Source organism: Billgrantia antri, from assembly GCF_017868935.1.
Taxonomy (GTDB): Bacteria; Pseudomonadota; Gammaproteobacteria; order Pseudomonadales; family Halomonadaceae; genus Halomonas; species Halomonas antri.
In genome coordinates, this window is record NZ_CP053383.1 from 1,859,460 (window position 1) to 1,884,750 (window position 25,291).

At 63.9% G+C, this 25,291-nt stretch carries 24 protein-coding genes; 9 read left to right on the forward strand and 15 right to left on the reverse strand.

Going from position 1 to position 25,291, the window contains the following annotated elements; all coding sequences use genetic code 11:
* Positions 1-43: 43 nt before the first annotated feature.
* Positions 44-160, forward strand: coding sequence for a cytochrome c oxidase subunit CcoM (ccoM, locus tag HNO53_RS21585; RefSeq protein ID WP_275951365.1), 117 nt, complete (start codon positions 44-46; stop codon positions 158-160).
* Between the two features lie 90 nt (positions 161-250).
* On the opposite strand, the gene HNO53_RS08645 is transcribed toward ccoM, so the two are convergent.
* From HNO53_RS08645 to HNO53_RS08655, 3 genes are all read right to left on the reverse strand, one after another.
* On the reverse strand, positions 251-871 hold the full coding sequence (locus HNO53_RS08645) for a lytic transglycosylase domain-containing protein (protein ID WP_242597580.1): 621 nt from the start codon (positions 869-871) through the stop codon (positions 251-253).
* 40 nt (positions 872-911) lie between these two features.
* Entirely contained in the window at positions 912-2,633 is a 1,722-nt protein-coding gene (locus HNO53_RS08650; RefSeq protein WP_209477848.1) for a proline--tRNA ligase, read from the reverse strand.
* 258 nt (positions 2,634-2,891) lie between these two features.
* Positions 2,892-3,485, reverse strand: a complete 594-nt coding sequence (locus tag HNO53_RS08655; protein WP_209477850.1) for a GNAT family N-acetyltransferase — start codon at positions 3,483-3,485, stop codon at positions 2,892-2,894.
* 133 nt (positions 3,486-3,618) lie between these two features.
* Here HNO53_RS08655 and HNO53_RS08660 point away from each other — a divergent pair, with 133 nt between their 5' ends.
* On the forward strand, positions 3,619-4,056 hold the full coding sequence (locus HNO53_RS08660; protein ID WP_209477851.1) for a hypothetical protein: 438 nt from the start codon (positions 3,619-3,621) through the stop codon (positions 4,054-4,056).
* 45 nt (positions 4,057-4,101) lie between these two features.
* On the opposite strand, the gene HNO53_RS08665 is transcribed toward HNO53_RS08660, so the two are convergent.
* The 5 genes from HNO53_RS08665 to HNO53_RS08685 form a co-directional block, all read right to left on the reverse strand.
* On the reverse strand, positions 4,102-5,028 hold the full coding sequence (locus HNO53_RS08665) for an N-acetylmuramoyl-L-alanine amidase (RefSeq protein WP_209477852.1): 927 nt from the start codon (positions 5,026-5,028) through the stop codon (positions 4,102-4,104).
* A gap of 2 nt (positions 5,029-5,030) precedes the next feature.
* Positions 5,031-5,789, reverse strand: coding sequence for a DUF3307 domain-containing protein (locus HNO53_RS08670; RefSeq protein ID WP_209477853.1), 759 nt, complete (start codon positions 5,787-5,789; stop codon positions 5,031-5,033).
* The gene (locus HNO53_RS08675) at positions 5,786-6,427 is read right to left on the reverse strand and encodes a hypothetical protein (RefSeq protein ID WP_209477854.1); all 642 of its coding nucleotides are present in this window, start codon (positions 6,425-6,427) and stop codon (positions 5,786-5,788) included. The genes HNO53_RS08670 and HNO53_RS08675 overlap by 4 nt, the downstream gene beginning before the upstream one ends.
* Positions 6,428-6,650: 223 nt before the next feature.
* Positions 6,651-7,829: a vWA domain-containing protein gene (locus HNO53_RS08680; protein ID WP_209477855.1), complete on the reverse strand. Its 1,179-nt coding sequence runs from the start codon at positions 7,827-7,829 to the stop codon at positions 6,651-6,653.
* A 3-nt stretch (positions 7,830-7,832) separates the two neighbouring features.
* On the reverse strand, positions 7,833-8,687 hold the full coding sequence (locus HNO53_RS08685; protein WP_209477856.1) for an AAA family ATPase: 855 nt from the start codon (positions 8,685-8,687) through the stop codon (positions 7,833-7,835).
* A gap of 123 nt (positions 8,688-8,810) precedes the next feature.
* Between HNO53_RS08685 and HNO53_RS08690 the strand changes: the two genes are divergently transcribed.
* Complete coding sequence (locus HNO53_RS08690) at positions 8,811-9,659, forward strand: sterol desaturase family protein (protein ID WP_209477857.1); 849 nt, start codon at positions 8,811-8,813, stop codon at positions 9,657-9,659.
* On the opposite strand, the gene HNO53_RS08695 is transcribed toward HNO53_RS08690, so the two are convergent.
* From HNO53_RS08695 to HNO53_RS08705, 3 genes are all read right to left on the reverse strand, one after another.
* Entirely contained in the window at positions 9,656-10,603 is a 948-nt protein-coding gene (locus tag HNO53_RS08695; RefSeq protein ID WP_338034806.1) for an NAD(P)-dependent oxidoreductase, read from the reverse strand. The genes HNO53_RS08690 and HNO53_RS08695 overlap by 4 nt on opposite strands.
* Before the next feature lie 46 nt (positions 10,604-10,649).
* A complete protein-coding gene (locus HNO53_RS08700; RefSeq protein WP_209477860.1) occupies positions 10,650-11,465 on the reverse strand; it encodes a DUF1206 domain-containing protein in 816 nt (271 codons plus the stop codon).
* Positions 11,466-11,623: 158 nt separating this feature from the next.
* Positions 11,624-12,199, reverse strand: coding sequence for a hemerythrin domain-containing protein (locus HNO53_RS08705; protein WP_209477862.1), 576 nt, complete (start codon positions 12,197-12,199; stop codon positions 11,624-11,626).
* Between the two features lie 168 nt (positions 12,200-12,367).
* Here HNO53_RS08705 and HNO53_RS08710 point away from each other — a divergent pair, with 168 nt between their 5' ends.
* Together HNO53_RS08710 and HNO53_RS08715 are read left to right on the forward strand one after the other, a co-directional pair.
* Complete coding sequence (locus tag HNO53_RS08710) at positions 12,368-13,129, forward strand: metallophosphoesterase family protein (protein ID WP_209477864.1); 762 nt, start codon at positions 12,368-12,370, stop codon at positions 13,127-13,129.
* Positions 13,130-13,143: 14 nt separating this feature from the next.
* Entirely contained in the window at positions 13,144-13,539 is a 396-nt protein-coding gene (locus tag HNO53_RS08715) for a GFA family protein (RefSeq protein ID WP_209477866.1), read from the forward strand.
* 89 nt (positions 13,540-13,628) lie between these two features.
* Here HNO53_RS08715 and nhaD read toward each other — a convergent pair whose 3' ends face one another.
* A complete protein-coding gene (gene nhaD / locus HNO53_RS08720) occupies positions 13,629-15,110 on the reverse strand; it encodes a sodium:proton antiporter NhaD (RefSeq protein ID WP_209477868.1) in 1,482 nt (493 codons plus the stop codon).
* Between the two features lie 209 nt (positions 15,111-15,319).
* Here nhaD and HNO53_RS08725 point away from each other — a divergent pair, with 209 nt between their 5' ends.
* Entirely contained in the window at positions 15,320-15,601 is a 282-nt protein-coding gene (locus HNO53_RS08725) for a DUF503 domain-containing protein (protein WP_209477870.1), read from the forward strand.
* Between the two features lie 538 nt (positions 15,602-16,139).
* Here the strand turns inward: HNO53_RS08725 and HNO53_RS21670 are convergent.
* Positions 16,140-16,631 carry a con-10 family general stress protein gene (locus tag HNO53_RS21670; protein WP_209477872.1) on the reverse strand — a complete coding sequence of 164 codons (492 nt, stop codon included), beginning with the start codon at positions 16,629-16,631 and terminating at the stop codon, positions 16,140-16,142.
* A 305-nt stretch (positions 16,632-16,936) separates the two neighbouring features.
* Between HNO53_RS21670 and HNO53_RS08735 the strand changes: the two genes are divergently transcribed.
* From HNO53_RS08735 to HNO53_RS08745, 3 genes are all read left to right on the forward strand, one after another.
* Complete coding sequence (locus tag HNO53_RS08735) at positions 16,937-17,935, forward strand: potassium channel family protein (protein ID WP_209477875.1); 999 nt, start codon at positions 16,937-16,939, stop codon at positions 17,933-17,935.
* 141 nt (positions 17,936-18,076) lie between these two features.
* Entirely contained in the window at positions 18,077-19,855 is a 1,779-nt protein-coding gene (locus HNO53_RS08740; RefSeq protein ID WP_209477877.1) for a methyl-accepting chemotaxis protein, read from the forward strand.
* Positions 19,856-19,928: 73 nt separating this feature from the next.
* Positions 19,929-20,900: a YbgA family protein gene (locus HNO53_RS08745; protein ID WP_209477879.1), complete on the forward strand. Its 972-nt coding sequence runs from the start codon at positions 19,929-19,931 to the stop codon at positions 20,898-20,900.
* 22 nt (positions 20,901-20,922) lie between these two features.
* Here HNO53_RS08745 and HNO53_RS08750 read toward each other — a convergent pair whose 3' ends face one another.
* Complete coding sequence (locus tag HNO53_RS08750; RefSeq protein ID WP_209478580.1) at positions 20,923-22,698, reverse strand: ABC transporter transmembrane domain-containing protein; 1,776 nt, start codon at positions 22,696-22,698, stop codon at positions 20,923-20,925.
* A 114-nt stretch (positions 22,699-22,812) separates the two neighbouring features.
* Positions 22,813-25,287, reverse strand: a complete 2,475-nt coding sequence (locus HNO53_RS08755) for an NAD-dependent epimerase/dehydratase family protein (RefSeq protein WP_209477881.1) — start codon at positions 25,285-25,287, stop codon at positions 22,813-22,815.
* Between the last annotated feature and the right edge of the window lie 4 nt (positions 25,288-25,291).

Below are 25,291 nucleotides of genomic sequence, written 5' to 3' on the forward strand. Positions count from 1 at the left end.
GCTAGAGTGAACTCATCACATCGGGTGACGGGGAGAAACCACCATGTACTGGGATGATGCAGTAGTTTTCGGGCTGGTAACCGTCGCGATGATGGTCGCTTTCATGGCAGGTTGGGTCGGCTTCGTGATTCGCGATCACCGTCGCAAGCGCAAGCACTGAGCCAGCCAGCAGAGCAAGTCGTCAGGGGAGGGGGGAGTTTTCCCCCCAGTAGCCGGCCCAATTGGGCCGGCATTTTTTTGTCTGGCGTTTTCAACGTGCGTACCACCAGTGGTGGGTCCAGGCGCGCATTACCCGCTCGGGATACCAGGTCTGGCCTAGGCTGCCGTTGTAGCGTGCCAGGGCGCGGGTGAAATCGCCGCGCTCTACGGCCAGATAGTGGGCGAGGATGGTGCAGCCGTAGCGCAGGTTGAGCCAGGGATCCATCAGGTCATCGGCGCTACGCCCCAGCTCACGTATCCAGAACGGCATGATCTGCATCAGCCCCACGGCGCCGGCCGATGAAACGGCTTCGGCCTGGAAGGCACTCTCGACCTGGATCACTGCCAGCACGATTTCCGGCGGCAATCCGGCCAGCCGAGCTTCATGATAGATACGTGTCAGCATCTCGCCGCGCAGGGTCTCGTCGTCAACGAAGCGGGCGAGCCTGGGCTCCATCTGGCTCATCCATTGCCGAGCCGCCCATACCCGATCCGGCGAAGGTGGCGTGGCGACCAGCGTGTCGAGGGTCTGGCGCAGCGAGGGGGGAACGTCGGGCTCCACCCGCACGCGCCGGGTGGGTGGAGACTGCAGTGCAACGGGCAGGGCATCGAGAAAGCCCGCGGCCTCGGCGCCCTCTCCCGGCACCTGCGCCGTTGCTGCAACGCCACTCATCAGGCCGGCCGCGACCAGCAGCGTCGCGGCCAGTCGACGATTACCCTTCGACTCGCTCGCGCAGGAACTCGACGATCGTATCGGCAGGCACCATGGTCGCTTCACTGTCACGCCGCCCCTTGTATTCCAGCTCGCCATTGTCCAGCCCGCGGTCGCCGACCACCAGGCGATGGGGGATCCCGATAAGCTCCTGATCGGCGAATTTCACCCCGGGACGCAAGTCGCGGTCGTCGAGCAGCACGTCGATGCCGGCTGCGGTGAGGGCCTGGTAGAGCCGCTCCGATTCCTCGCGTACGCGCTGCGACTTGTGCGCGTTCATCGGCACCAGGGCCACCTGGAAGGGGGCAATGGCGTTGGGCCAGATGATGCCGTTGTCGTCATGATTTTGCTCGATGGCGGCGGCCACCACGCGGGTCACACCGATGCCGTAACAACCCATCCAGGGATGGGCCGCCTTGCCGTTGTCGTCGAGCACCGTGGCGTTCATTGCCTCGGAGTATTTCTTGCCCAGCTGGAACACGTGGCCGACCTCGATGCCGCGCTTGATCGAGAGCGTGCCCTTGCCGTCCGGCGAGGGGTCACCTTCGACCACGTTGCGAATGTCGGCCACCTTGGGCAGCGCCGCATCGCGTTCCCAGTTGATGCCGAAGTAGTGCTTGCCGTCGACGTTGGCACCGGCGCCGAAGTCGCTCATCAGCGCCACGCTGCGGTCGATGATGATCGGCATGTCCAGGTTGACCGGACCCAGCGAGCCGGGGCCGGCACCCACAACGGCGCGAATTTCTTCTTCCGTGGCCATGGTCAACGGCTCGGCCACCTCGGGCAGGTTCTCGGCCTTGATCTCGTTGAGTTCGTGGTCGCCGCGCACCAGCAGGGCGATCAAGCCGCCCTCGCTGGCGCGCACCATCAATGTCTTGATGGTCTTCTCGATCGGCAGGCCATGCTGTTCCACCAGGGCGGCGATGGTCTTGGCGTTGGGGGTATCGACCAGGCGCAGCTCCTCGCTCGGCGCGGCGCGCTCAGGTGTGGTACCCAGTGGCGCGGGCAATGCCTCGGCCTTCTCGATATTGGCGGCGTAGTCGGACTCGGTGGAGAACGCGATATCGTCCTCGCCCGAGGCGGCCAACACATGAAACTCATGGGAATCGGTGCCGCCGATGGCACCGGTGTCAGCCAGCACGGGGCGGAAGTCCAGGCCCAGGCGGGTGAATATCCGCACGTAAGCGTTGTACATCGCCTGGTAGGTTTCCTTCAACGAGGCCTGGTCGATGTGGAAGGAGTAGGCGTCCTTCATGATGAACTCGCGCGAGCGCATCACGCCAAAGCGCGGACGGATCTCGTCGCGGAACTTGGTCTGGATCTGGTAGAAGTTGGCCGGCAGCTGCTTGTAGCTGGAGAGCTCGCGGCGCATCAGGTCGGTGATCACCTCCTCATGAGTGGGGCCGACGCAGTAGTCGCGCTCGTGGCGGTCCTTCAGGCGCAGCAGTTCGGGGCCGTACTGCTCCCAGCGGCCGGACTCCTGCCACAGCTCGGCGGGCTGTACCGCCGGCATCAGCACTTCCTGGGCCCCGGCACGATCCATCTCTTCCCGCACGATCCGCTCCACCTTGCGCAGCGTACGCAGGCCGACCGGCAGCCAATTGTACAGGCCGGAGGTGAGGCGGCGGATCATGCCGGCACGCAGCATCAGCTGATGGCTGATGACCTCGGCGTCGGCAGGCGTTTCCTTGAGAGTGGCGATCAACAGTTGAGTGGCGCGCATGGGTCCGGCGTTTCCTTCCAGCGTGGCTGACATGAGTCGAGGTGCCGCGGCGGGCGGCGTTCGGGGCATTGTACGGCCAACGGGGAACGGCGGCAAAAGGGCATCGCCATTGGCTTCGTCACTCGGGGCTGCTCCGTCGACAGGGCTACGAGGAGGCGCTGTGAACCCATCCCTGGGCGCTACCGATTCCATCCCTGGAATCGGACCTCCTCTTCACCCTGTCCCCGGCGCCCCTCGTCCCCTTGTCGGCATATGGACTCAGGTCAGCGACTTCAGCCAGAACACCATTGGCTTGTCGGTCTCCTCGGGCTCGCCGATGTCCTTCCAGCGGAAGGTGGTGGCAAGCTCCGGGTGGCGCTCGTAGCCCTGGGAACGCCAGAAGCCGTGCAGCGGCACGTAGCCCTCTGGTTTCAGCGGATGGTCGTCGGGGCGCTCCACGGCGCAGAACGCCACGGTGGCGAAGCCCCGCTTGGCCGCATGGCGCTCTCGCTCGGCGAGGAACTCCTTGCCGATACCCCGGCCGCGGTAGCTGGGCAGCAGCACCGATTCGCCGTAGTAGAATACGCTGTCGATATCGAAACCGGCCTGCTCGAACGGCGTGCGGAACTCTTCCACATCCTCGGCCAGCGGCATGCCCGTGGCCGCGCCCACCAGCGCATCGCCATCCTCGGCCAGCACGAACAGGCTTTGCGGACATTCGGCATAGCGGCGCAGGTAGTTCGCCTCGTAGTCGAAGCTGCCATCGTAGAGATACGGGTAATCACGGAATACGGTGATGCGCAGATGAGCCAGTTCCTCAAGCCGTGGCTCGATGGCGCTGCCCTGGCAGGTATGCAATGCGGTTTCGCTCATGTGGGCCTCCGTGAAAGATGTAAACGCTTGTATGAGCTGCCGTTGTGGTAATCTCCTGCCATTCTCCATGGCGGCGCCAAGGGCGGCAATCGTCCGGCGCCGGTAACCCGACCTTCTGCGGAGCCTTCCTTCCATGAGGATCCAGATCCGTCGTGCCCTGACCGGGCTGGTGCTTGCTGCTTCTTTCACCGCTCTGGTGGGCTGCGGTACCGTCTTTCATCCCGAGCGCAAGGGCCAGATGAGCGGCCGCATCGACCCGGTGGTTGCCATTGCCAATGGCGTGGGGCTGTTGTTCTTCATCGTTCCGGGCGTGATCGCGTACGCCGTGGATTTCTCCAACGGCACCATCTACCTGCCCGGTACCCACGGCAGTGCCAGCGTCGATGTTCTGCAGATGGAGGAGGGCATGGACGTGCCTACCCTGGAGCGGCTGCTCTCCGAGAAAACCGGCAAGTCTTTCAGCCTCGACAGCGAACTGGTGCGGGTCGAAGAGGTGGATAGCCTCGACGAGGCCCTGGCCCTGGTGCGAATGGCTGGCATCAACGATCAGGAACGGCTGGCAACCATGTGATCCGTTCAGGCTCGCCGGCTGCGTCGACCCTAGGTGTTCAATTCGCTAGCCTTCCTGTTGCCCCCTTGCTCTGTCGAGCCGCTCCAGCGCTGCTGGACGGTAGTGTTCCAGCAGCGCCCAGAGAATCGCAGCGGTTTCGGCATCCGGCTGCCCGCGGTAGTCGGAAGGGCGGAAGCGCATCTGGAAGGCGCGCAGCACGGCGCGAGTCTCGCGATCCAGCTCAGCGGTTGCCTCCAGCCGGTAGCCCCAGCTCTTGAGCGCTTCCTGAAGGGTGGCGAGCGGTACGGCTGCGATTTCGAAGCGGGCCCGCCAGCGTGCAACGCTGTCTTCCTCAGGCCATACGCCGATGCCGGCCTCATGCAGCCGGCGCCAGGGAAAATCCGGGCCGGGGTCGATCTTGCGTGTCGGTGCGATGTCGGAATGCGCCACCACGTCGGTGGGGTGGATGTCGTGGCGCTCGATGACGTCGCGTGAAAGGGCGATCAACGCCTCGATCTGTGCCTCGGGATAGGGGGCCCAGCCGATTTCCACCGCGGCTTCCGGGTTCTGTTCCAGCAGCCGCTCCACCTCGGCGTAGGGGCGGTTGGGCCCGGTATTGACGATCTCGATGCCGATCGAGGTGTCGTTGATATTGGTGCGCCCCTTCCAGGCGCTGGCGCCGGCGTGCCAGGCGCGGCGCTCTTCGTCGACCAACTGATAGACCAGCGGCTGGCCGCGGTGGTCTCGCGCCGGCAACGGCAGCACGTAGTGGGCGCTGACACGGGGGCCGGTGAGCACGGCCAGCGATTCGGCCTCGTCGACGTCGGTGTAGTGGATCACCAGGTGGCGTACTCGGCTGGTGTGCGAGGGCGACACGTGGGCATGGTCCACCACGTAGCCGTCGCGCCGTTCGAGGTGTTCCGGCGTGGCGCAGCCGGCCAACCAAACGCTCGCCATGGTGATGCCCAACAGGGTGGTCCAGCGCATCGGCATGCTCAGCTCCCCTGTATCACCAGCCGTATCAACAAGCCGAGTACCATGGCGGTCGAGACGCTGAGCAAGGTGCCCATCAGCACGTACTCGGTCAGCTTGCGATCCTGGGCGCCGCGCAGTTCGCCGAAGCGCAGTACCGACTTGGCCGCCAACAGAAAGCCGATGGCGGTCAGCTGATCGAGCAACACCAGGGTCAGGACCAGTACGCGCTCGGCCATGCCGATGCGTGCTCCGGCGGCAATGAGCGTGCCGGGATTGTCGATCTGCGCGCTCCAGCGTTGTATCACCAGGGCGATGACGATCGACAGCGGGCGAGTGACGAGCACGTAGGCGACGACGATGCCGAGCACCGGCGGGGTGAACAGCCATTGCCAGAACGCGAGCAAGGGCTGCCAACTGCCGAGCCAGGCCAGCCACGCACCCAGCAGCACCAACAGATGCAGCGCCTGGTCGAGCATGAACCAGCGCAGCCTCGTCGCTGACAGGTAGGCCTTGCCGAGATCGATCGCGGCATGGCTTACGGCGATCGCTGCCGCGCCACCCAGGACCACTCCCCAGGAAGCGCTGCTAGCGCGGCTCAGGGTGGCTGCACTCAGTACCGCCAAGGCCAAGCCGCCGTGCAGTGCCGCGTGCAGGTAGAGCTGGGGGGACCGCACCTTGCGCACCAGGCGAGCCTCGACCCAGCGGCTTGGCTGCAAGGCGAAGTCGCCGAGCAGGTGGACCAGCACCAGCCCCAGCAGCAGCGAGAGATCGGCGTTCATCGTGAGTCATCCTTGAAGCGTTGGCCGAGGTAGCGCAGGTAGTCCTCGAGCAGCGCCCAGCGAGCGGCACGCAGCCGCTTGTGAACGCTGGGCTGGCTGATACCGAGCCGCTTGGCGAGCGCCTGCTGGGATTCCTTGTGCCACAGGCTGAGGTAGACGGCCTCGGCAGCGTAGCGCGACCAGCCGTCGATCAGATCGTCGACGAAACGGGTCAACAGCGCCAGGCACTCGCTGCCGTCCTCCTCGGTCAGGCTGAGAGACAGGTGCGAGGTGCCTTCGCTCATGGCGTCCAGCGTCTGGCCGGAGCGCACGAACACTTCGCCGCTGGCCTCGGTGACCCGTTGTTCGGGGTGCCAGCGATCCTTGCCGATGGCAACGGCGATACGTGCATCCCAGCGTTGGCGCTCCTCCGAGTGGCGAATCAGCGCCGCACGCAGCAGCACTGCGGCAGGCAGGGCGACTGTCGGGTCGGGTAGGGCGATCTGAAACCCGTCGCCGCGGTAGCGCTCGCTTTGACCTCCGTAACGCTTGGTGAGCGTCTCGAGGGTAGTATCGAGCACCTCGAAGAGCTGCTTGGGGTCGCTGGCCTTGCGCGAATCGACCAGGTCGCCCGTGAGTACGGCAATGTAGTGCGCCATGGGCTTGTACTACGCATCGGTAATATCTGGATAATAGCCCTTAGAGGCTATTTTTCAAGGAAATAGCCAAAAAGGGCTATGGCGAGTCCATGCGCTATCTTCTCCTCCGGACCGGGCAAAACAGCATGGTCATACGAAAACTGTATGGAAACACAGTATAAGGTTGGGCTGGCAATGGGGCAAGCGGTCCTGAACCGGGTCGCATTCGCTCGCAGTGCTTGGGTCAGCGAGCCAGGTCGCGCATGGCATTCTCGAGCCCTTCCAGGGTCATGGGGTACATGCGGTCGTCGATCAACTGGCGGATCAACTGGGTAGAGTGGGTGTACTCCCAGGCCCGCGGTGGCATGGGATTGAGCCAGGCCAGGCGGGGAAACTTGTCAGCCAGGCGCTGGAGCCACACCGCGCCGGCCTCGTCGTTGAAGTGCTCCACGCTGCCGCCGGGGTGGGTTACCTCGTAGGGTGACATGGCGGCATCGCCGACGATCACCACTTGATAGTCGCGGCCGTAGGTATGCAGCACGTCCATGGTGGGAATGCGCTCACTGGTGCGCCGCTGGTTGTTGCGCCAGACACCTTCGTACAAGCAGTTGTGAAAATAGTAGTGCTCCAGGTGCTTGAACTCCGAGCGGGCGGCGGAGAACAGCTCCTCGCAGACGCGAATGTGATCATCCATGGAGCCGCCCACGTCGAGGAACAGGAGTACCTTCACCGAGTTATGCCGCTCCGGACGCAGGCGCACGTTGAGCAGGCCGGCGTCGCGGGCGGTGTCGCGGATGGTGGCATCGACGTCGAACTCCTCCGCCGCGCCCTGGCGGGCGAACTTGCGCAGCCGGCGCAGCGCCATCTTGATGTTCCGAGTGCCCAGCTCGAGGGAGTCGTCGTAGTCGCGAAAGCGCCGCTCGTCCCACACTTTCACCGCGCGGCGGTGGCGCGAGCCCTGCTGGCCGATGCGGATGCCCTCGGGGTTGTAGCCGTAGGCGCCGAAGGGACTGGTGCCACCGGTGCCGATCCACTTGTTGCCGCCGGCATGGCGCTCCTTCTGCTCATCGAGGCGCTGCTTGAAGGTTTCGATCAGTTTTTCCAGTCCGCCCAGCGACTCGATCTGGGCCTTCTCCTCCTCGGAGAGATGCTTCTCGAATTCGCGGCGCAGCCAGTCGTTGGGGATCAACGCCTCGATGGCGGCATCGAGATTTTCCAGGCCGTCGAACCAGGCGGCGAAGGCACGGTCGAAGCGGTCGAAGTGACGCTCGTCCTTGACCAACACGGTGCGCGCGACCTGATAGAACGCCTCCATGTCGGCGAACACCACGCCGCGCTCGACCACCGCGTGCAGGTCGAGCAGTTCGCGCAGCGACACCGGCACGCCGGCGCGCTTGAGGGTCTCGAACAGGCCGATGAACATGGCTCAGCGCCTCTGGTTGCCGTGTCGACGCATCATGAAGGCCAGCCGCTCGAGCAACTGGGTATCCTGCTCGTTCTTCACCAGGGCGCCGGCCAGCGGCGGGATCGCCTTGACCGGGTCGCGGTGATAGAGCGCCTCTCGGGCCAGCTCGTCGGCCATCAGAAGCTTCAGCCAGTCGACCAGCTCGGAGGTGGAGGGCTTTTTCTTCAGCCCCGGCGCCTGGCGTAGGTCGAAGAACACCTCGAGCGCCTGGCTGACCAGCTTCGGCGCGATGTCGGGGAAGTGCACATCGACGATGGCCTGCATGGTCTCGCGGTCGGGAAATTCGATGTAGTGGAAGAAGCAGCGGCGCAGAAAGGCGTCGGGCAGCTCCTTCTCGTTGTTCGAGGTGATCACGATGATCGGCCGGTGGCGGGCACGCACGGTCTCGCCAGTCTCGTAGACATGGAACTCCATGCGATCCAGCTCCTGGAGCAGGTCGTTGGGGAACTCGATGTCAGCCTTGTCGATCTCGTCGATCAGCAGCACCACGCGCTCATCGGCGGTGAAGGCCTCCCACAGCTTGCCGGGCTTGATATAGTTCTCGACGTTCTCCACGCCCTCCACGCCGAGCTGGGAGTCGCGCAGGCGGCTCACTGCATCGTACTCGTAGAGTCCCTGGGCGGCCTTGGTGGTGGACTTGATGTGCCAGGTGATCAACTGGGTGCCCAGAGAGTTCGCCAGCTCCTCGGCCAGCAGGGTCTTGCCGGTGCCCGGCTCGCCCTTGATCAGCAGCGGCCGCTCCAGGGTCACGGCGGCGTTCACCGCCTGCTTCAAGGCATCGGTAGCCACGTAGGTAGAGGTCGAATCGAAAGCCATGGTCATGCCTCGGCGTAGCGTCGTGTGGGGGGAGAGTCAAACAAGTGTACGGAAGGGCGGGGCGGGGGACAAATCCCGCTCGACAGCGATACCATCAGGGAAGAATTCGCCGGAGCCATGAGCATGAGCGACACGCTGAGAAGCCACGAACCGCTGATCCGCCTCGGCATCTTCCTGCTGGTACTGGCAGCGATGGCGCTGTGGGAAGTTCTCGCTGCGCGTCGCGAGCAGCGGATACGGCGCTGGCAGCGCTGGCCCGGCAATCTGCTGATTCTGGTGCTGGATACGCTGGCCGTGCGCCTGCTCTTTCCCCTGGCGGCGGTAGGGGCTGCTCTGGTGGCTGCCGAGCGCGGCTGGGGGCTGTTCCATGTGGTTCCGGCGCCACTGTGGCTGGCGCTGCCGCTCTCGGTGCTGCTACTGGACGCGGCGATCTATTTCCAGCACCGGCTGTTCCATGCCGTGCCTTGGCTGTGGCGCCTGCATCGCATGCACCACGCGGATCTCGAGTTCGACGTCACCACCGGCCTGCGTTTCCATCCGCTGGAGATCCTCATCTCGATGGGCATCAAGGTGGCCGTGGTGACGCTGCTGGGAGCGCCGGCCGTGGCGGTGCTGATCTTCGAGGTCCTGCTCAATGCCACCTCCATGTTCAATCACGGTAACGTGCGTCTGCCCGAGCGGCTCGACCGTAGGTTACGCCTCATCGTGGTGACGCCGGACATGCATCGCGTCCATCACTCCATCGTGCGCTGTGAAACCGACAGCAACTTCGGTTTCAACCTGCCCTGGTGGGACCGGCTGTTCGGCACCTATCGCGACCAGCCCGACGCCGGACACCTGAACATGACGATCGGCATCGCAGCGTTCCGCGACCCCCGCGAGCTGAGGCTGGATCGCATGCTGATCCAGCCATTGTTGAGCCCCAAGGCGTCATCTGCCATACAGTCGGGCAGGCATGGGTCGCAGGGCTAGCCCTCCTTCCGGCGATATGCCTCCACCAACGTCGCCGGGTCGTGCTCGGCGTGGCCATGATTGGCATGGGCGCGCATCACTTGGGCCGCCAGGCCGCTCAGGGGTATGGCGCTGCCGGCGCGCTGGCTCTGGGCCAGGGCCAGGTCGAGATCCTTGAGCAGGGTGCGCAGGTGCCAGGCCGGGTTGTCGAACTCGCTCGCCGCCATGCGCGGGGTGAGGATCCGGAACGGCTTGGAATCGGCGAAGCCACCGGCCAACGCCTCGGTCAGGCGGCTGGCATCCACGCCGCTGGCCTCGGCCAGGGCCACCATCTCGGCGATCACCGCCGCCTGGCAGCCGACGATCATCTGGTTGCACACCTTGGTGACCTGACCGGTGCCCACCGGGCCCATGTGTGTCACCCTCGCCGAGAGCGGGGCGAGCAAGGGAAGCACGGCTTCGATATCCTGCTCGGTGCCGCCGCACATGATCGCCAGGCTGCCGGCCTCGGCCCCCGCTACGCCGCCGGAGACCGGCGCATCCACCCAGCGCATGCCGCACTCTTCTTCCAACCGCTCGGCAAAGCTGCGCGTTGCCGCCGGGTCGCTGCTGGAGAGGTCGACCAGGCGCTGTCCCGTGCGGCCATGCGCGGCTACGCCGCCTTCACCGAAAATCACCTCTTCCACCACGGTGGTGTTGGCCAGGCACAGCATCACCACGTCCACCTCCGCCATCAGCTCACCGATGGAGCCCGCGAGTGTAGCGCCGGCCTCGCGTAGAGGCTCGGCCTTGGTCGGGGTGCGGTTCCATACCGTGACGGCAAAGCCGGCTTGCAACAGGCGGTGCGTCATGGGGGCGCCCATCAGGCCGATGCCGATAAAACCGAGGCGGGGCTGAGGCATGTCGTTCTCCAGCAGTGGCGGCGAGGATGAGTGGCTTAGCATGCCCGTGGAAAGGTTTTCCATCAACTGGGTCAGGCAGGATCCCGTCTCTTGCGCTTCGGCGCTGGGCTCAGCCGGGTGCGTTCACACGCCGATAGATGGCCTCAAGCAGGCTGTAGAGGCCGAAGGCGAACAGACCCAGGGCAACGAAGGCCAGCAGCCAACGGCCGAAAATCTGGCTTCGCAGCGTGCTGAAGACCTTGGCAAGGCCGCCCGCCTGGTCGGGATTCACCTCGTAGGCGGCTAGGACGAAAAACGCGCCGATGAGCAGGAATACCAGCCCGCGCACCACCAGCCCGAAGCGGCAGACGGGATAGGCCCAGCGCTGTGTGTGGGGTGGCATGTCGAAGTGGCGATGAAACTTCATTTTCCAGCCCTTGATGCCATGAGCGACGCCTGCGCCGATGATGGCCGCGCCCACGACACCGACCAGCCAGCGCCCGTAAGGCTGCTGCATCAGCCAGCCAGCGAGGGTTTCCGAACCACTCCCGGAGCCGCCACCGTCGCCGCCCAGGGTAAAGATCAGGCTGGCGGCAAAAAACGCCAGCAGCAGATACGTGCCGGCACTTACCAGTAGGCCCCCGCGAATCGCCAGGCCCTTGGCATCGGTGCCATGATGGTCGGTATCCTTGAGTGATTGGGTACCGCGCCAGATGGCATAGCCCACCAGGCCCACGCTGATGACGCCGAGCAGCACGTCCCCCCACGGGGCCGTCATCAAACGCTCCAGCGCGCCGCGGCTGTCAGTGGTTTCGCCGCCCTGGCCGAGTGCCGCCAACGCGGCGAGGCCTCCCACCATCAGGTAGACGACGCCGCGGGCCGCATAGCCCCAGCGTGCCATCAATGAGATGGCGTCGCCCTTGTCGGGTGTGGTCGTTCCGTTCATTGCGAGCTCCTCCTGGCTGAGCGTGGGCAGCGCTGTCCACTCGGGTTCTCTAGCAGCTCGGCCTGACGCGAGACCGGGGAAGGGAAGTCCTTAGGTAGCTATCAGGGAGTGGGGCCGAGCGCCTGATCAGGCGCTCGGGTGAAGCGTGGACTCAACCTTCAGCCGGTCATTCTGCCGCTAAGCTGGTCACGCAGGCGGTCGACCATACCGACGCCGGGGCCTACCGTCTTGTGGAACAGTTCGGAGTGCGGTGCGCTGGGATGGGGACGGGTCGGTGCCATCTGCTTGGCTTTTTCAACCTTCCTGCCCAGCTCGACAAGGGTCTCGCCTGGAATGCGCTGGCGCAGCTTGGGAAACTGGTCGGCCTCCTCGTCCTTGGCGTGGTGGCGCAGCAGCTCGTCCAGCTTGTGCACACGGTCCATGAAGGCCGGCTCAGCAGCATCGGCGTCTTCCAACTGTTTCATTACCTGCACGATCTCGTCGTGTTCCTCTCTGTCGTGCTCGGCTTCCTCCTCTCCATCGGGAATGCGTTTTTCCATCGTCGGATAGACATACATCTCCTCGGCAACGGAGTGGCGCATCACTTCGGTGATCAGCGTATCGGTGAGGTCGCGGCGCTGCTCGGCATCGGGAGAGCGCTGGATCCTGTCGAGCAGCTCCTCCATTTCGCGATGGTCGAGAGTGAGAATGTCGACGACGTCCTGGGCGGACGCGGTGGTGTTCTGCACGGTCATGAGACTCCCTCCATTGAGTCGTTATGCCCTTTGCAACGGGCCATCTCAACATAGTCGCAAGCGCTGGCATCAGCCAAGCCTGGCGAAGCCTTTCGCTATCCGCTTATGCTGGGCCAATCCGATTGGAGCGGTGCGACTGACGGTGCGCCGGCAAGCAAGGAGATGACCATGCGGCTCAGAGTGCTGTCGGATCTGCATCTGGAACATTTCGACGAGGGGCGCGAGTTACCTGAAGCGGCGGCGGATATGGTCATCCTTGCCGGTGATATCCATCGCCATGCCGAGGGGCTTGCCTGGGCCGCGGAGCGTTTCGCCGGGCTGCCGATCCTCTACGTGCCGGGCAATCACGAGTTCTACGGCAGCTGTATGCCGCTGCTGCGCCAGGTGCTGGCAGCAGAGGCCGAGCGGCTGGGGATTCACCTGCTCGACAACCGTTCGCTGACGCTGGATGGCGTGCGCTTCCATGGCACCACGCTGTGGACCGATTTCGCGTTATATGCCGAACACCCGGACCACGACCCGGCACTGACCGAAGAGAAGGCACGCTGGCTGATGCCGGATTTCAGCATCATCGAACAGCCCGAAGGGGAGACGTTCAGCCCGGCCGAAAGCCAGCGGCTGCATAGCGAAGCCCTGGCCTGGCTGGCGGCGGAGCTGGCCAAGCCCTGCGATGGGCCGCGAGTGGTGATCAGCCATCATGCACCGCTGGCGGAGTGCATTCCGCCACGTTACCAAGGCGATGCGCTGTCGCCGGCTTTTGCCTCGCATCTGTCGGCCATGATGGGGCGCATGGATCTATGGATTCATGGTCACGTGCACGAGCCGGTCGAGCACCAGGTCAATGGCACGCGGGTACTGGCCAACCCCGGGGGGTACCCGGGGGAGTTCGAGCCGCCCCTGTTCGTGCCGGATCTGGTCATCGATATCTGAGAGGAAATCACTACATGAAAGGAAGTTGCCTGTGCGGTGCGGTCACCTACGAGATCGATCAACTGGACATGCCAATACGACATTGCCATTGTCGTACGTGCCAGAAGGCCCATGCTGCGGCCTTTGCCACCACGGCAGGGGCGATGCGTAAAAATTTTCGTTGGCTTGAGGGGGAGGAGGTGCGGTCTTCTTTCGAGTCCTCTCCCGGCAAGAAACGCTGGTTCTGTCGCACCTGCGGTTCACACCTCATCGCCGAACGAGAGGGACAGCCGCACGTTATCGTAAGGGTCGCCACCCTGGATGACGATCCGAAAGCACGGCCGGAAGGGCATATCTGGGTTTCGCACGATTCGCCCTGGTTGGCCTACGAGGGGTTACCTTCCCATCAGGAAAGGCAGCCGGGGCGGTAGAGAAACAAGCTGCTGTGCAACGCGATGCGGCTCGATCGGCGGTGGCGTGTTCCGGCGCCATCCCTGGCGCCGGCTTGAAGGCTTGCAGGTCAGCCGTAGACGTGGAAACTCCCCGCGTTCAGCCATAAATGAACGAGAATGCTGGCGACATAGCCCAGGGCGACGGCGGGAGCCCAGCGCAGGTGCCCGGCGAAGGTATAGTAGCCACGGGCCTGACCCATCAGGGCCACACCGGCGGCGGAGCCTATCGAGAGCATACTGCCACCGACCCCGGCGGTGAGCGTGATCAGCAGCCAATCGCCGTGGGACATCTCCGGCTGCATGGTCAATACGGCGAACATCACCGGAATATTGTCCACCACCGCGGAAACCACACCCAGTGCGATGTTGGCCCAGGTGGCGTCCCAGCCGCTGTATAGTACTTCCGAAACCAGGCCCAGGTAACCCATGAAGCCGAGGCCACCCACGCACATGACCACACCGTAGAAAAACAGCAGGGTATCCCACTCGGCCCGTGCCACGCGGTTGAACACATCGAACGGTACTACGCTGCCGAGCTGGGCCAGTCGACGCTCGTCGCCGGTACGCGTGTAGTGTTCACGCTTGCGTTCCAGCGAGCGGGGCAGGGTACGACGCAGGTAGTAGCCGAAGAACTGCAGATAACCGAGGCCCGTCATCATGCCCAGCACCGGCGGCAGATGGAGCAGGCTGTGGCAGGCCACGGCGGTGGCAATCGTGAGCAGGAACAGCAGGATGATGCGGCGAGCGCCGCGCTTGAGGTCGACTTCGTCCTCGACGCCGTGGGGCGTTCGATGACCGATGAAAAGCGTCATGATCGCTGCCGGCACGAGGAAATTGACCAGCGACGGAACCAACAGGGCAAAGAACTCATAGAACTGCAGCATGCCGGCCTGCCAAACCATCAGCGTGGTGATGTCGCCGAAAGGGCTGAAGGCACCGCCGGCATTGGCTGCTACCACGATATTGATACAGGCCAAGTTGATGAAGCGCTTGTCGCCCTCTGCCACCTTGATCACCACGGCGCACATCAGCATGGCGGTGGTCAGGTTGTCGGCTACCGGCGAGATCACGAAGGCGAGCCCGCCGGTCAACCAGAACAGCTGGCGATAGCTGAAGCCCTTGCGCACCATCCAGGCACGCAGCGCATCGAATACCCGGCGCTCTTCCATGGCGTTGATGTAGGTCATTGCCACCAGCAGGAACAGCATCAGCTCGGTGAACTCGAGCAAGGTCTCGCGGAAGGCGTGTTCGGCCTCATTGGGCATGCCGGCCTGTACGTAGACCCAGCCGATCATGAACCAGATCAAACCGGCCGCGACCAGCACCGGCTTGGACTTGCGCATGTGAAGTTTCTCTTCGGCCATCACCAGCGCATAGGCGAGCACGAACAGCATCACGGCAATGAAACCGACCAGGGAATTCGTCAACGCGAGCGGACCAGTGGCTGCATGCGCGAGAGGAGTGAAGAGAAAACCTACAACGACGAGCAACAGCAAGGCCGGACCGCGGAGAAACCGGGGTCTGGCGGAGGTGGAGCAGCCGACGGGCATGAGGAAGTGTCCTGACGAAGGGAGCGGAAGAACTCAGCGCTTATATATCATGACATGCTGCGTTGCGATATCGCCTGTAGGGCCGTGCCTCATGCCAGTTTTGCATGGGCACGGCAAGCGTCAGACGAACACTCGGTAAGGCCATGGCCGATGAGTATGCTAGCGTGTAGCCGCCAGGGCGATAATCGATCACGAAAAGGGAGTGTAGTATGCATATCGCCGTGTTGAATGTACGGATTTCCCTACCTGGCTGTGCGTCGCTGAAGGAGAAGCGCCAGCGCATGGGTGGCCTGCATGAACGCTATGGTCGCAACCCGGCGGTGGCGGTATGCGAGAGCGGCGAGCATGGCCGACTGGAAGCCAGCGAATGGACCTTCGTGGTGATTGGCAACGAGCGTCAGAAAGCGGAATCGCTGTGCAGTGAAATCGAGGACAAGCTGCAACGCACGGTGGATGGGCGTGTAATGGAGGTCACTCGCGAGTGGCTGTAAAGGAGGTACGTCAGCGTAGCGGTGTTCGGCTGTTTTATGTCGTTACGCTAATTTTGCAACGCGTCAAAATGTGGCAAGAAATTGCTTAAGCGATCTTCGGTGGTGCAAAGATAGTGAGCTGGCGGTAGATGGCACAAAGCCTGCGTAGCTGTTTTTCTTGCAGGGCTTTGTTTTCAAGCGTTTCTGTAGTTGTTGGCGCAGTAATCGCATTATGTTTGTCAGCTAACCGAACAACGCTGCAGGAAGGTCGGCTTCACCTTCCTCGGCAACGTCGCCAACGGTGAGGAACCAAGGCGATTTACCGATGTGAGCTGGCGTGCTCCACCTGACCCCCTTCGGGGGGTCTTTTTTATTGTTGGGTAGGGTGAGCGCTCGGCACCTCTGCCGCAACTCGACCTTCGTCGAGTACGACAACTTCAAGTACAGAAAAAGCTGCCAGGGTGTACCTGACAGCTTCGCTTGCAGAGCCATTCTTCGTTCCGCCAAAGCTTCCTGCCCATTGCCTCGATCCCTGAGATGGACGGAACGTCAGCATCGCTTAGCGTCCCTGGTTCTTGCCACCTTTCTGGCCGGCTTCGGAGGCCTTTTGCGGGTCGTTGGCAAAGTTGCCACCGCTGTGCTGGCCGCCTTTCTGGCCGGCCTCGGAGGCCTTCTGCGGGTCGTTGGCAAAGTTGCCACCGCTGTGCTGGCCGCCCTTCTGGCCGGCCTCGGAGGCGCGCTGCGGGTCGTTGGCAAAGTTACCGCCGCTTTCATGGCCGCCTTTCTGGCCGGCCTCTGACGCGCGCTGCGGGTCGTTGGCAAAGTTACCGCCGCTTTCGTGGCCGCCTTTCTGGCCGGCCTCGGACGCGCGCTGTGGGTCGTTGGCAAAATTGCCGCTGCTCTGCTGGCCGCCCTTGTGGCCAGCCTCGGAAGCACGCTTGGGGTCGTTGGCAAAGTTGCCGCTGCTTTCGTGGCCGCCTTTCTGACCGGCCTCGGAAGCTTTCTGCGGGTCGTTGGCAAAGTTGCCCGGATTCTGGTTGCGCTGTGCCATGTCAGATCTCCTTCCTTTTTGCCTGTCGAATAACAAGCGGGATCGTACGTCCATTTACCGGTGTTCCGGCACTGCTGGCGTCTGCCATCACGGGTAAACGTAGGAACGACTCATGTGGTGATCAAGGTCATACGAGTTTCCTAATGCAAAGAAAAATTTGCTTTTCTAACCAAGGATATCTGACAGCGGCAGAATGACTTACACGAATGGCCCTTCTTGCCGGGGGCAGTCAGCCTATGGCACCCATGAGCGAATCCATGGGCTAGGGTAACGGCACGAACCATTCGATTGGCAAGGAAAGCAGCATGGCGATATTCATTGCATCAAGCGGTTTTCTTCTGGTGGGGCTGGTCATCTATGATGCTGTCAAGACCACGCTTGCGGCAACCGGAGCCGGGCCCATTACCGGTTGGCTGGGGCGCCTCGTCTGGTTCGTTGCGCTGGGGCTGTATCGGCGGCTTGGGAGGAAAGGACTGCTTGGGGCCGTCGGACCGTGGCTCACCGTCGGCCTGATCACGGTATGGGTCGGGCTGGTCTGGCTGGGGTGGTGGCTGGTCTTCAGCAGTCATGAGGTAGCGGTGTATCATCCCGCTTCGGGCACCTATGCCAACCCCGTGGAACGACTCTATTTCGTCGGTTATACCCTTACTACGCTGGGGTACGGAGACTTCGTCGCAGGCACGGGTAAGTGGCAGGTATTGGCGGTATTGGCAGCGGCCAACGGCTTCTTCCTGCTGACTCTCGCCGTGACCTATATTCTCTCGGTCATGTCGGCGCTGGTGCAGAAGCGTCAACTGGCGCTTTCCATTCATACGCTTGGCCCCACGCCGGCAGGCATCGTGAGCAGATTCGAGGAGAGCGGCAATTTCGAAGAGCTGGCCCGCCAGGCCGACGGCCTCAAGGCGAGCATCATCACCGTGGGGCAGCAACACCTCGCCTATCCGATCCTTCACTACTATCACCAACCGGCTCCGGACCAGGCTTTGCCGGTGGCGCTGTTCCGGCTCTACCAATCCCTCGCCATCGTTTGCTATGGCCATGAGTCGCTGTCGCCGTCGGTGCGCTTTCAACTGGAGAGTACGCTGCATGCACTGAACGGCTTTCTCGCGGTGCTTGAGCACGATTTCCTGCAGCCGGCGCGGCAAGCACCCAGGATCGATGCGGCCTGGTTGCCAGCAACAGCTTGCCTTGAGACACCTCCCGAAAGGCTTCTCCAGGATCTCGAGAAAATGGAAAGCCAACGCTTGTGGCTGGCATTCATCCGCAAGGATGGCTGGGACTGGAAAGCGGTGTGGTGCCGTTAGCTTGATGCAGATCAACAAGTTGAGGAATTCCTGCATTCGATGGTCTTAGCGCCACTGGTGCGACGGGCAGGCTTGGGGCTTCATGGCAGGCGCAACGATTCCTGAACAATACCAATGACACCATTCGCATACGGCCTCGCCATGAAAACGTACGCAAACAAAGGGAACGGGTTTGCCAGCCTCAAGCGGCTGCTGGCGCTCAACCTGCAGAACAAGATCTTGCTTCTGGTCCTGGTGCCGCTGATAGTCTCCTCCTCGTGCCTGCTGGTTCTCGAAGGACTCGAGCGCATTGAGGCCAACCGCTGGCAACTGACGCAGCAGCGTGAGTTATTGCTCGAGTCTCGACGACACGGGATCGAAAACCTCGTCGCCATGGCCAGTACCTTGGTCGAAAGCGTGGCTGGTAATGCCGGCGACCCCGATGCGGCGAGGCAGACGGCCCTCGAGCTGCTGCGCGATCTGCGCTTCGAGAAGGATAACTACGTTTTCGTCTTCGACTACGAGGGCACCATGCTGGTCCAGCCGGCTGTGCCTGAACAGGAAGGGCGCAACATGTTGGGTGCTGTGGATCCCGGCGGCAAGCCGCTGATTCGAGACATGATCGACATCGCACGCGGTGGCGGAGGTGCCTACGAATATGAATGGCGTAACCCGGCCAGCGGCGAAGTGGAGCCGAAGTACTCCCATGTCATGGCTTTTCCCGAATGGAATTGGGTGGTCGGTGCCGGCGTGTATGCCAACGATGTCGACGCCGCCATGGTGGGTATCGAAGCCACCGCCCGGGAGCAACTGGTGAAGACTCTGGTAAGGCTGTGGCTCATCGCTTCGGCCATCAATCTGATCATCACGTGCTTCGCCATCTGGATCACGCGCCGCACGGTGCGCCAGATCCGCCGCACCGCCAGCGACATGCACGAGATCGCTCAGGGCGTGGCCGAGGGGCGCGGTGACCTGACCCGACGTCTGAGCGTCACCAGCAAGGACGAAATCGGGGAGCTGGCGCGGCAGTTCAATGGCTTTCTCGAACGCATCCAGGCGACGCTGCGTGAGGTGAAGGAAAGTGCCGATGGGGTGTATGCAGCCTCACTGAGCATCGCGCGCAGCAGCGACGACCTGGCCTCGCGTACCGACCAGGCGGCCGCCAGCCTGCAACAGACCTCCTCGGCGATGGAGGAGATAACGGCTACCGTGCAGAACAACGCCGAGCACACCCAGCAGGCCGACCAGCTGGTGCGCCGCAGCGGTGAAGTGGCGCAGCAGGGCAAGTCATCGATGCTGCGGGTCGAGGAGACGATGGAGCAGATCAGCGCTTCCTCGTCGAAGATCGGCGAGATCGTCTCGTTGATCGACGGTATCGCCTTCCAGACCAACATCCTGGCGCTCAACGCTTCCGTCGAGGCTGCCAGGGCCGGCGAGCATGGCCGCGGCTTCGCCGTGGTGGCCCAGGAGGTTCGCTCCCTGGCGCAGCGTTCGGCCGACGCCGCGCGCGAGATCAAGACGCTGATCGACGAGTCGATGACGCGAACGCGGCAGGGCACGGAGATAGTGCACCAGGCCGGCCTCACCATGCAGGAGATCTTCACCAGCATTACCGAAGTGAACGATGTCATCGCCGAGATCAGCGCCGGCTCGCGTGAGCAAAGCGTCGGCATCCATGAGGTCAACTCGGCCGTCAGCCAAATGGATACTATGACCCAGCAGAATGCCGCGATGGTCGACCACAATAGCGACACCGCCGCCGTCATGCGCAACCAGGCGGAAATGTTGACGCGCCTGATCAATGCCTTTGCCCTCGGCGGCGAAGCGTCGATGCCACGGCATCGGAGCGACGTCCAGGCACCGGCGCCTGCTACACCCAGTCTGGTGGGATTGTCACGACCACAGGCGACTGCCGCAACAGCAGAGCAGGAGGCCTTCTAGCCGGCATCACCCTTGCCGGAAAGCGTCGGAGCGGCGACGATAAACCGGTGTGGCCTGAAATGAGAGGTTTGCCTTGGCGGAAGCGACAACGTCTACGACAGCCATTCCGGTAGGCATCAGTGCCTGCCTGATGGGCGAGCAGGTGCGCTACAACGGCGGACACAAGCGTTCCCGCTACTGCCTGGAGGTGCTGCAGGAGTGCTTCTCCTTCGAGCCGTTCTGCCCCGAACTCGCGGCTGGTCTGGGCGTTCCTCGGGAGCCGATTCGCCTGGTCGGCTCGCCCGGTGAACCGCCGCGGGTGAAGGGCACGGTCGACCCGGAGCTCGATGTCACCGAGCGACTGCGCGAGGTCGGCGAGGCGTTTATAGCCCGTCACCGGCATTTGCGCGGCTTCATTCTGATGAAGGGTTCGCCGAGCTGCGGGCTCGAACGGGTCAAGGTCTATCACGAGAACGGCATGCCCAGTCATGCCGATTCCGGACTTTTCGTCCAGGTGATGCGCGAACGCTTCCCCGAGCTGCCGCTGGAGGAGGAGGCGCGCATGAACGACGCCGTACTGCGCGAGAACTTCATCACCCGGGTATTCGCCTTCGACGACTGGAAGCGCCACGTTGAAGAGGCGAGTGAGTTCCACGCCCTGATCCAGTTCCACAGCCGCCAGAAGTACCTGCTGATGGCGCATCACGTGGAAGCCTACCGCGAGCTGGGCCGCTATCTGGGCAGCGAGGCGCATGCATTGCCGTTGGAAGAGGTCAAGCGCTCGTACCTGCAACGCTTCATGGCGGCGCTGTCGCGCCCGGCCACGCGCAAGACCCACACCAACGCGCTGATGCACGTGCTCGGTTACCTGAAGCAGGCGGTGGACAGCGAGGTCAAGCAGGACCTGCTGCAGGCGGTGGAGGAGTACCGCCTGGGTCACGTGCATCTCGCCGTACCGGTGCGCCTGCTCAACCATTATGTGAAGCGCCACGGTTCGGCGTACATCCGCCAACAGACCTACCTCGATCCCCACCCCTACGAGCTGGGCTTGCGGAACACCATCTGAACAGGACCAATCGCCTTCTTGCTCATGCTTCGGCCCGGTGGCGGCCAAACTGCAGCTCCGCCAGGTGACGGTAGAGCGGGCTCTGGTCGAGCAGTTCGGCGTGGCGGCCGGCGGCGACGAGTTGGCCTTCGTCGAACACCAACAGGCGATCAGCAGCGGTCACCGTGGCCAGCCGGTGGGCGATCACCAGGCTGGTGCGTCCGGCCATCAACCTGTCCAGGGCCTGCTGGACCAGGCGTTCGCTCTCGGCATCCAGCGCGCTGGTCGCTTCGTCGAGCAGCAGCACGCGGGGATCCTTTAGCAGCGCGCGAGCTATTGCCAGGCGCTGGCGCTGGCCGCCGGAGAGCTGCACGCCGCCCGGCCCGAGCTGGGTGTCGAAGCCGTGGGGCAGGGCCTCGATGAAACCCAGGGCGTTGGCATCGCGTGCAGCGGCGCGAAGCTCGTCGAGGCTGGCGTCGGGCTTGCCGTAACGCAGGTTGTCGGCCACCGAGCCGGTGAACAGCACCGGCTCCTGGGCGACCAGGCCCATGGCGGCGCGCAGTTCGCGGGGATCCAGTGCACGCAGGTCGACCCCGTCGAGGGTTACACGGCCCCGATCGGGGTCGTGGAAGCGCAGCAACAACCCCAGCAGTGTGCTCTTGCCGGCCCCGGAGGGCCCCACCAGGGCGATGCGCTCACCGGGTCGAATCCACAGCTCGAGGGAGTCGAGCGCCGGTAGCGTGCGACCCGGGTACGCAAAGCTCACGTTTTCCAGGCGGATCTCGCCGCGCAGTGGCTGGGGCAGGGGCGTCGGCAGCGCCGGTGGGCGAATGCCCGGCTCGGCGTCGAGCAGTTCGAGCAAGCGTTCGGCGGCGCCGGCGGCCCGCTGCACGTCGCCGGCGACCTCGGCCAGGGTGGCCACCGCCCCGGCGGCCAGCACGGCATAAAAGACGAAGGCGGAAAGCTCGCCCGCGCTCATCTCGCCGGCCAGCACTGCCTGGCCGCCTTGCCACAGCATCAGGCCCACCGCAGCGAACACCGCCAGCATGGCCGCTCCGGTCAGCCAGGCGCGCTGGCGAGTACGCACCACGGCGGTGGCGAAGGCCTGTTCGACGCGTTCGCCGTAGTCGTGACGGTCGATGGCTTCGTGGGTAAAGGCCTGCACGGTGCGGATGCCGTCGAGGGTCTCGCTGGCGTAGCGGCCGAGCTCGGCCACCCGATCCTGGCTGTGACGGGAGAGGCGCCGCACGCGGCGGCCGAACCACAGGATCGGCAGCACCGTGGCGGGGATGCCGACCAGCACCAGCGCCGAGAGCCAAGGCTGCGTTACCAGCATCAGCGCCACCGCGCCCAGCAGCATCACCAGGTTGCGCAGCGCCAGCGAGATCGACGAGCCGAACAGGGTCTGCAGCACGCTGGTGTCGGCGGTCAGGCGCGAGGCGATCTCGGCGGGGCCGCGATCACGGTGGGCTGCGCTCTCGAAGAAGGCCGGCTCGAGGTCGAGCAGATGGTCATACACCTGGCGGCGCAGGTCGGCGGCCAGCCGCTCGCCGATCCAGCTCACCTGGTAATAGCGCAGGGCGGAAGCCCCGGCGAGCACGCTGACCACCGCGAGCATGGCGGCTAGCGTTTGGTTGAGGCGGGTGCTGTCCTCGGCGAGGAAGCCCTGGTCGATCACCAGGCGCAGCCCCTGGCCCAGCAACAGTACGCTGGCGGAGGCCAGCAACAGCGCCAAGGCGGCGATGGCCAGCCGGGTACGATAGGGCGCCAGCAACGCAATCAGGCGCAGCAGTACCCGAGGGTCGGGGCGTGAGGTCATGGTGGGATTGTCGCTCGTGGCAGGCATGCCGACACGATACCAGTGTGGTCGGCTGTGTGCATGAAAGCGACAGGAAGCGCCCCCAGGAGCGCTCCCTGTCGGCCAGCTCCGCCCTCAGCCCAGCAGCCGGCTCCAGCTGCCGTATTCGCCGCGTATCGGCCCGCGGCGCGGGCTAAGGGAAATCACGATAGCCCCACAGATCAGGCTGTTCATCATCGACGGCATGCCGGCACCATGCAGAAAAGGCACGAGCATCAACATGGCCCCCAGCGGAATCAGCAGCCAGCGCGCCGGGCGCGCCGATTCGGCCATGGCGATCACGCTCACGGTGATGATCAGCGCGCCGATCAGGTGGTCCCAGTTGGCCAGGGTGCCTTCGGCGCCAAGAGTAACCCGGGTCAGCATCAGCCAGGCACCAATCAGGAGGCACAGCGCCAGGTTCCACGGCAGGTTCACGCCAGTGGCGAGCGCATCGCCGATGATGCGGCTGGGTTTGCGCTGGAAGTTTTCCGCGGTCGACTCGTTGGGTCCCTCGTCGGTGTCACCGGTGAAGAAGATCTTGAGCAGCGGTGCACCGGCCTTGTGACGCCGCTTGAGAAATTCCCCGGTGGCGACGAACTCGTTGAAGGCGTAGGCGATCTGCAGCAGCATCGCGCCGGCCTGTAGCAGACACAGGGTACACCAGGTGCCGATCAGGATCGGCTGGATGATGATGAAGGTCACCGAGACCACGCCGAGCGGCACGATCAGCACGCCGAACGAGGCGACGATCCAAGGCATGGTGCGCCAGCGGTTGGTCGCGCCGACGAAGCCGAGCAGGATCTCCAGCATGTAGACAATGCCGCCGAGGCCGGCATCGGGTACCGGCCACGCCTCGGAGGCCTTGGAGGTAATGATGTCCTCGGTGCCGTTGAGCCCGCCGCGGGTGCCGGCGAAGAACGGATCCCATACCGCATCGATATGGCCGAGCTGGTAGGCGGCGAGGTAGCGCGAGACGAAGAAGCCGACGCATGCCAGCACGATGATCGGCATGCGCTGGAACCAGCTCGAGGGGTTGTTGTTCCAGCCGGGCGGCGTGGTGGGGCCGGTCATCGCTGCGGAGGGCGATATTCCCGGTGCCGGTCGCACCAGAGCGGCGAAGCCGATGGCCAATGTGCCGACCAGTGAGCCGTTGAGGTAAGCCGCGGCACTCTCGCTCCAGAACACCAGCGGTGCGAATAGCACCCACAGGCCGACGGCCGCCGCCGCCCAGCGCGCCCAGCTCAGACTCAATGACAGCGAAAGCGCACCGAACAGCGCCAGCAGCAGCCCGGAGGCCATGTCACTCACGGCCATGCCGCCGCCGTAGCCGAGCGTGACGGGGGAGGCGACCAGCCAGGCGCCCAAGCCGACATTGAAGAAGTGCGCCCACAGGAAGCGATAATGCTCACGCTGGGCATGGGCCTGGTAATCCTCGAGTACCCGCTCGGGGTTGGCGCCCTTTTCCTCGGCCTCCTCGACCCAGTCGGGCGGGGTGATGCCGTTGGCCTGGTACCAGCCGTGGGGGTCGGCGAGCAGGTTGTCGACCATGGCCTCGAGCGTATCGAAGACCTCATGATGAGGTTCCCAGCCGAGCTGCTCGCGTGCGCGGCGGATGTCCAGCTCGTAGTGGTCGTCGGCCATGTCGATCATGAACGGGCGGATGAAGGGCTTTTCGCCCTTGTCGAAATCGTCCGGCACCAGCGGTTCGCTCTTTTCCTCGAGCAGCGCGCCGGTCTTGGCCAGCGGCTTGGGCATCACCACGGTCTTCCACTTCTTCTTTCCGTGGATCAGCTCACCGAGCCGATTCTGCAGCGCCTCGTAGCTGACGGCGTGCTCCTCGCCGATGAGGATCTCGTTGTGTTCGGGCAGTTCGCGGCGGCGGTCGATGGTGCGGCGGAAGGCGTCGATCATGTCCTCCTTGTGCACGCAGGCCTGGCCGGCATTGGTGTTGCCCGAATAGAAGTGGCTCTTGAAGGTATGCTCGTAGATGCGCGCGATCTGGTGCGACAGGGTGGGCACGCTGGTCTTCTCGTCGTACATGCCGGCGAGTCGCAACAGGGTGTAGGGCATGCTGGCATGCTGGCGAATCACCTCTTCGGTGCGCGCCTTGGACTGCGGGTAGGGCCAGGTAGGGCCGATCGGGGTCTCTTCGCTGACCCGGTGCCCCGGCACCTGCGGTTCGTGGACCAGCATGGTGCTTGAGTAGACGAAACGCTCGACGTTCATGTCGTCGAGCGCATCCAGCAGGTTCCTGGTGCCTTGCTCGTTGACTTTTTCGTAGAGCGGCGACGCCTCGCCGGTGAAGTCGAAGTAGGCGGCCAGATGCACCACCGCGGCAATGTCGCGCCCATGCCGTTCGCGGATCTTGTCCAGCGCCTCGCGGATGGAGTCGACGTCGGTCAGGTCGAATTCGTAGCTCTCGTGGGGCGCTTCTCCGCTGCTTCTGTCCAGGCCGATGATGAAATAGTCATCCTTGAGGCTCTGGGTCAGCGCGGTTCCCACGCCACCCGAAGCGCCCGTGATCACCACCAGCGGCTTCTCCCGGGTTGCCACTTCCTTGTCCTGCATGGCC

Excerpts from the sequence above, each read along its gene's own strand:
- HNO53_RS08645 (WP_242597580.1), bottom strand. The coding sequence starts at position 871 with ATGAGTGGCGTTGCAGCAACGGCGCAGGTGCCGGGAGAGGGCGCCGAG.
- HNO53_RS08735 (WP_209477875.1), top strand. The coding sequence starts at position 16,937 with ATGGCGATATTCATTGCATCAAGCGGTTTTCTTCTGGTGGGGCTGGTC.
- HNO53_RS08700 (WP_209477860.1), bottom strand. The coding sequence starts at position 11,465 with ATGAACGGAACGACCACACCCGACAAGGGCGACGCCATCTCATTGATG.
- HNO53_RS08680 (WP_209477855.1), bottom strand. The coding sequence starts at position 7,829 with ATGTTCATCGGCCTGTTCGAGACCCTCAAGCGCGCCGGCGTGCCGGTG.
- HNO53_RS08705 (WP_209477862.1), bottom strand. The coding sequence starts at position 12,199 with ATGACCGTGCAGAACACCACCGCGTCCGCCCAGGACGTCGTCGACATT.
- HNO53_RS08650 (WP_209477848.1), bottom strand. The coding sequence starts at position 2,633 with ATGCGCGCCACTCAACTGTTGATCGCCACTCTCAAGGAAACGCCTGCC.
- HNO53_RS08715 (WP_209477866.1), top strand. The coding sequence starts at position 13,144 with ATGAAAGGAAGTTGCCTGTGCGGTGCGGTCACCTACGAGATCGATCAA.
- nhaD (WP_209477868.1), bottom strand. The coding sequence starts at position 15,110 with ATGCCCGTCGGCTGCTCCACCTCCGCCAGACCCCGGTTTCTCCGCGGT.
- HNO53_RS08710 (WP_209477864.1), top strand. The coding sequence starts at position 12,368 with ATGCGGCTCAGAGTGCTGTCGGATCTGCATCTGGAACATTTCGACGAG.
- HNO53_RS08725 (WP_209477870.1), top strand. The coding sequence starts at position 15,320 with ATGCATATCGCCGTGTTGAATGTACGGATTTCCCTACCTGGCTGTGCG.
- ccoM (WP_275951365.1), top strand. The coding sequence starts at position 44 with ATGTACTGGGATGATGCAGTAGTTTTCGGGCTGGTAACCGTCGCGATG.
- HNO53_RS21670 (WP_209477872.1), bottom strand. The coding sequence starts at position 16,631 with ATGGCACAGCGCAACCAGAATCCGGGCAACTTTGCCAACGACCCGCAG.
- HNO53_RS08750 (WP_209478580.1), bottom strand. The coding sequence starts at position 22,698 with ATGACCTCACGCCCCGACCCTCGGGTACTGCTGCGCCTGATTGCGTTG.
- HNO53_RS08690 (WP_209477857.1), top strand. The coding sequence starts at position 8,811 with ATGAGCGACACGCTGAGAAGCCACGAACCGCTGATCCGCCTCGGCATC.
- HNO53_RS08755 (WP_209477881.1), bottom strand. The coding sequence starts at position 25,287 with ATGCAGGACAAGGAAGTGGCAACCCGGGAGAAGCCGCTGGTGGTGATC.
- HNO53_RS08665 (WP_209477852.1), bottom strand. The coding sequence starts at position 5,028 with ATGCCGATGCGCTGGACCACCCTGTTGGGCATCACCATGGCGAGCGTT.
- HNO53_RS08695 (WP_338034806.1), bottom strand. The coding sequence starts at position 10,603 with ATGGAAAACCTTTCCACGGGCATGCTAAGCCACTCATCCTCGCCGCCA.
- HNO53_RS08675 (WP_209477854.1), bottom strand. The coding sequence starts at position 6,427 with ATGGCGCACTACATTGCCGTACTCACGGGCGACCTGGTCGATTCGCGC.
- HNO53_RS08685 (WP_209477856.1), bottom strand. The coding sequence starts at position 8,687 with ATGGCTTTCGATTCGACCTCTACCTACGTGGCTACCGATGCCTTGAAG.
- HNO53_RS08670 (WP_209477853.1), bottom strand. The coding sequence starts at position 5,789 with ATGAACGCCGATCTCTCGCTGCTGCTGGGGCTGGTGCTGGTCCACCTG.
- HNO53_RS08655 (WP_209477850.1), bottom strand. The coding sequence starts at position 3,485 with ATGAGCGAAACCGCATTGCATACCTGCCAGGGCAGCGCCATCGAGCCA.
- HNO53_RS08740 (WP_209477877.1), top strand. The coding sequence starts at position 18,077 with ATGAAAACGTACGCAAACAAAGGGAACGGGTTTGCCAGCCTCAAGCGG.
- HNO53_RS08660 (WP_209477851.1), top strand. The coding sequence starts at position 3,619 with ATGAGGATCCAGATCCGTCGTGCCCTGACCGGGCTGGTGCTTGCTGCT.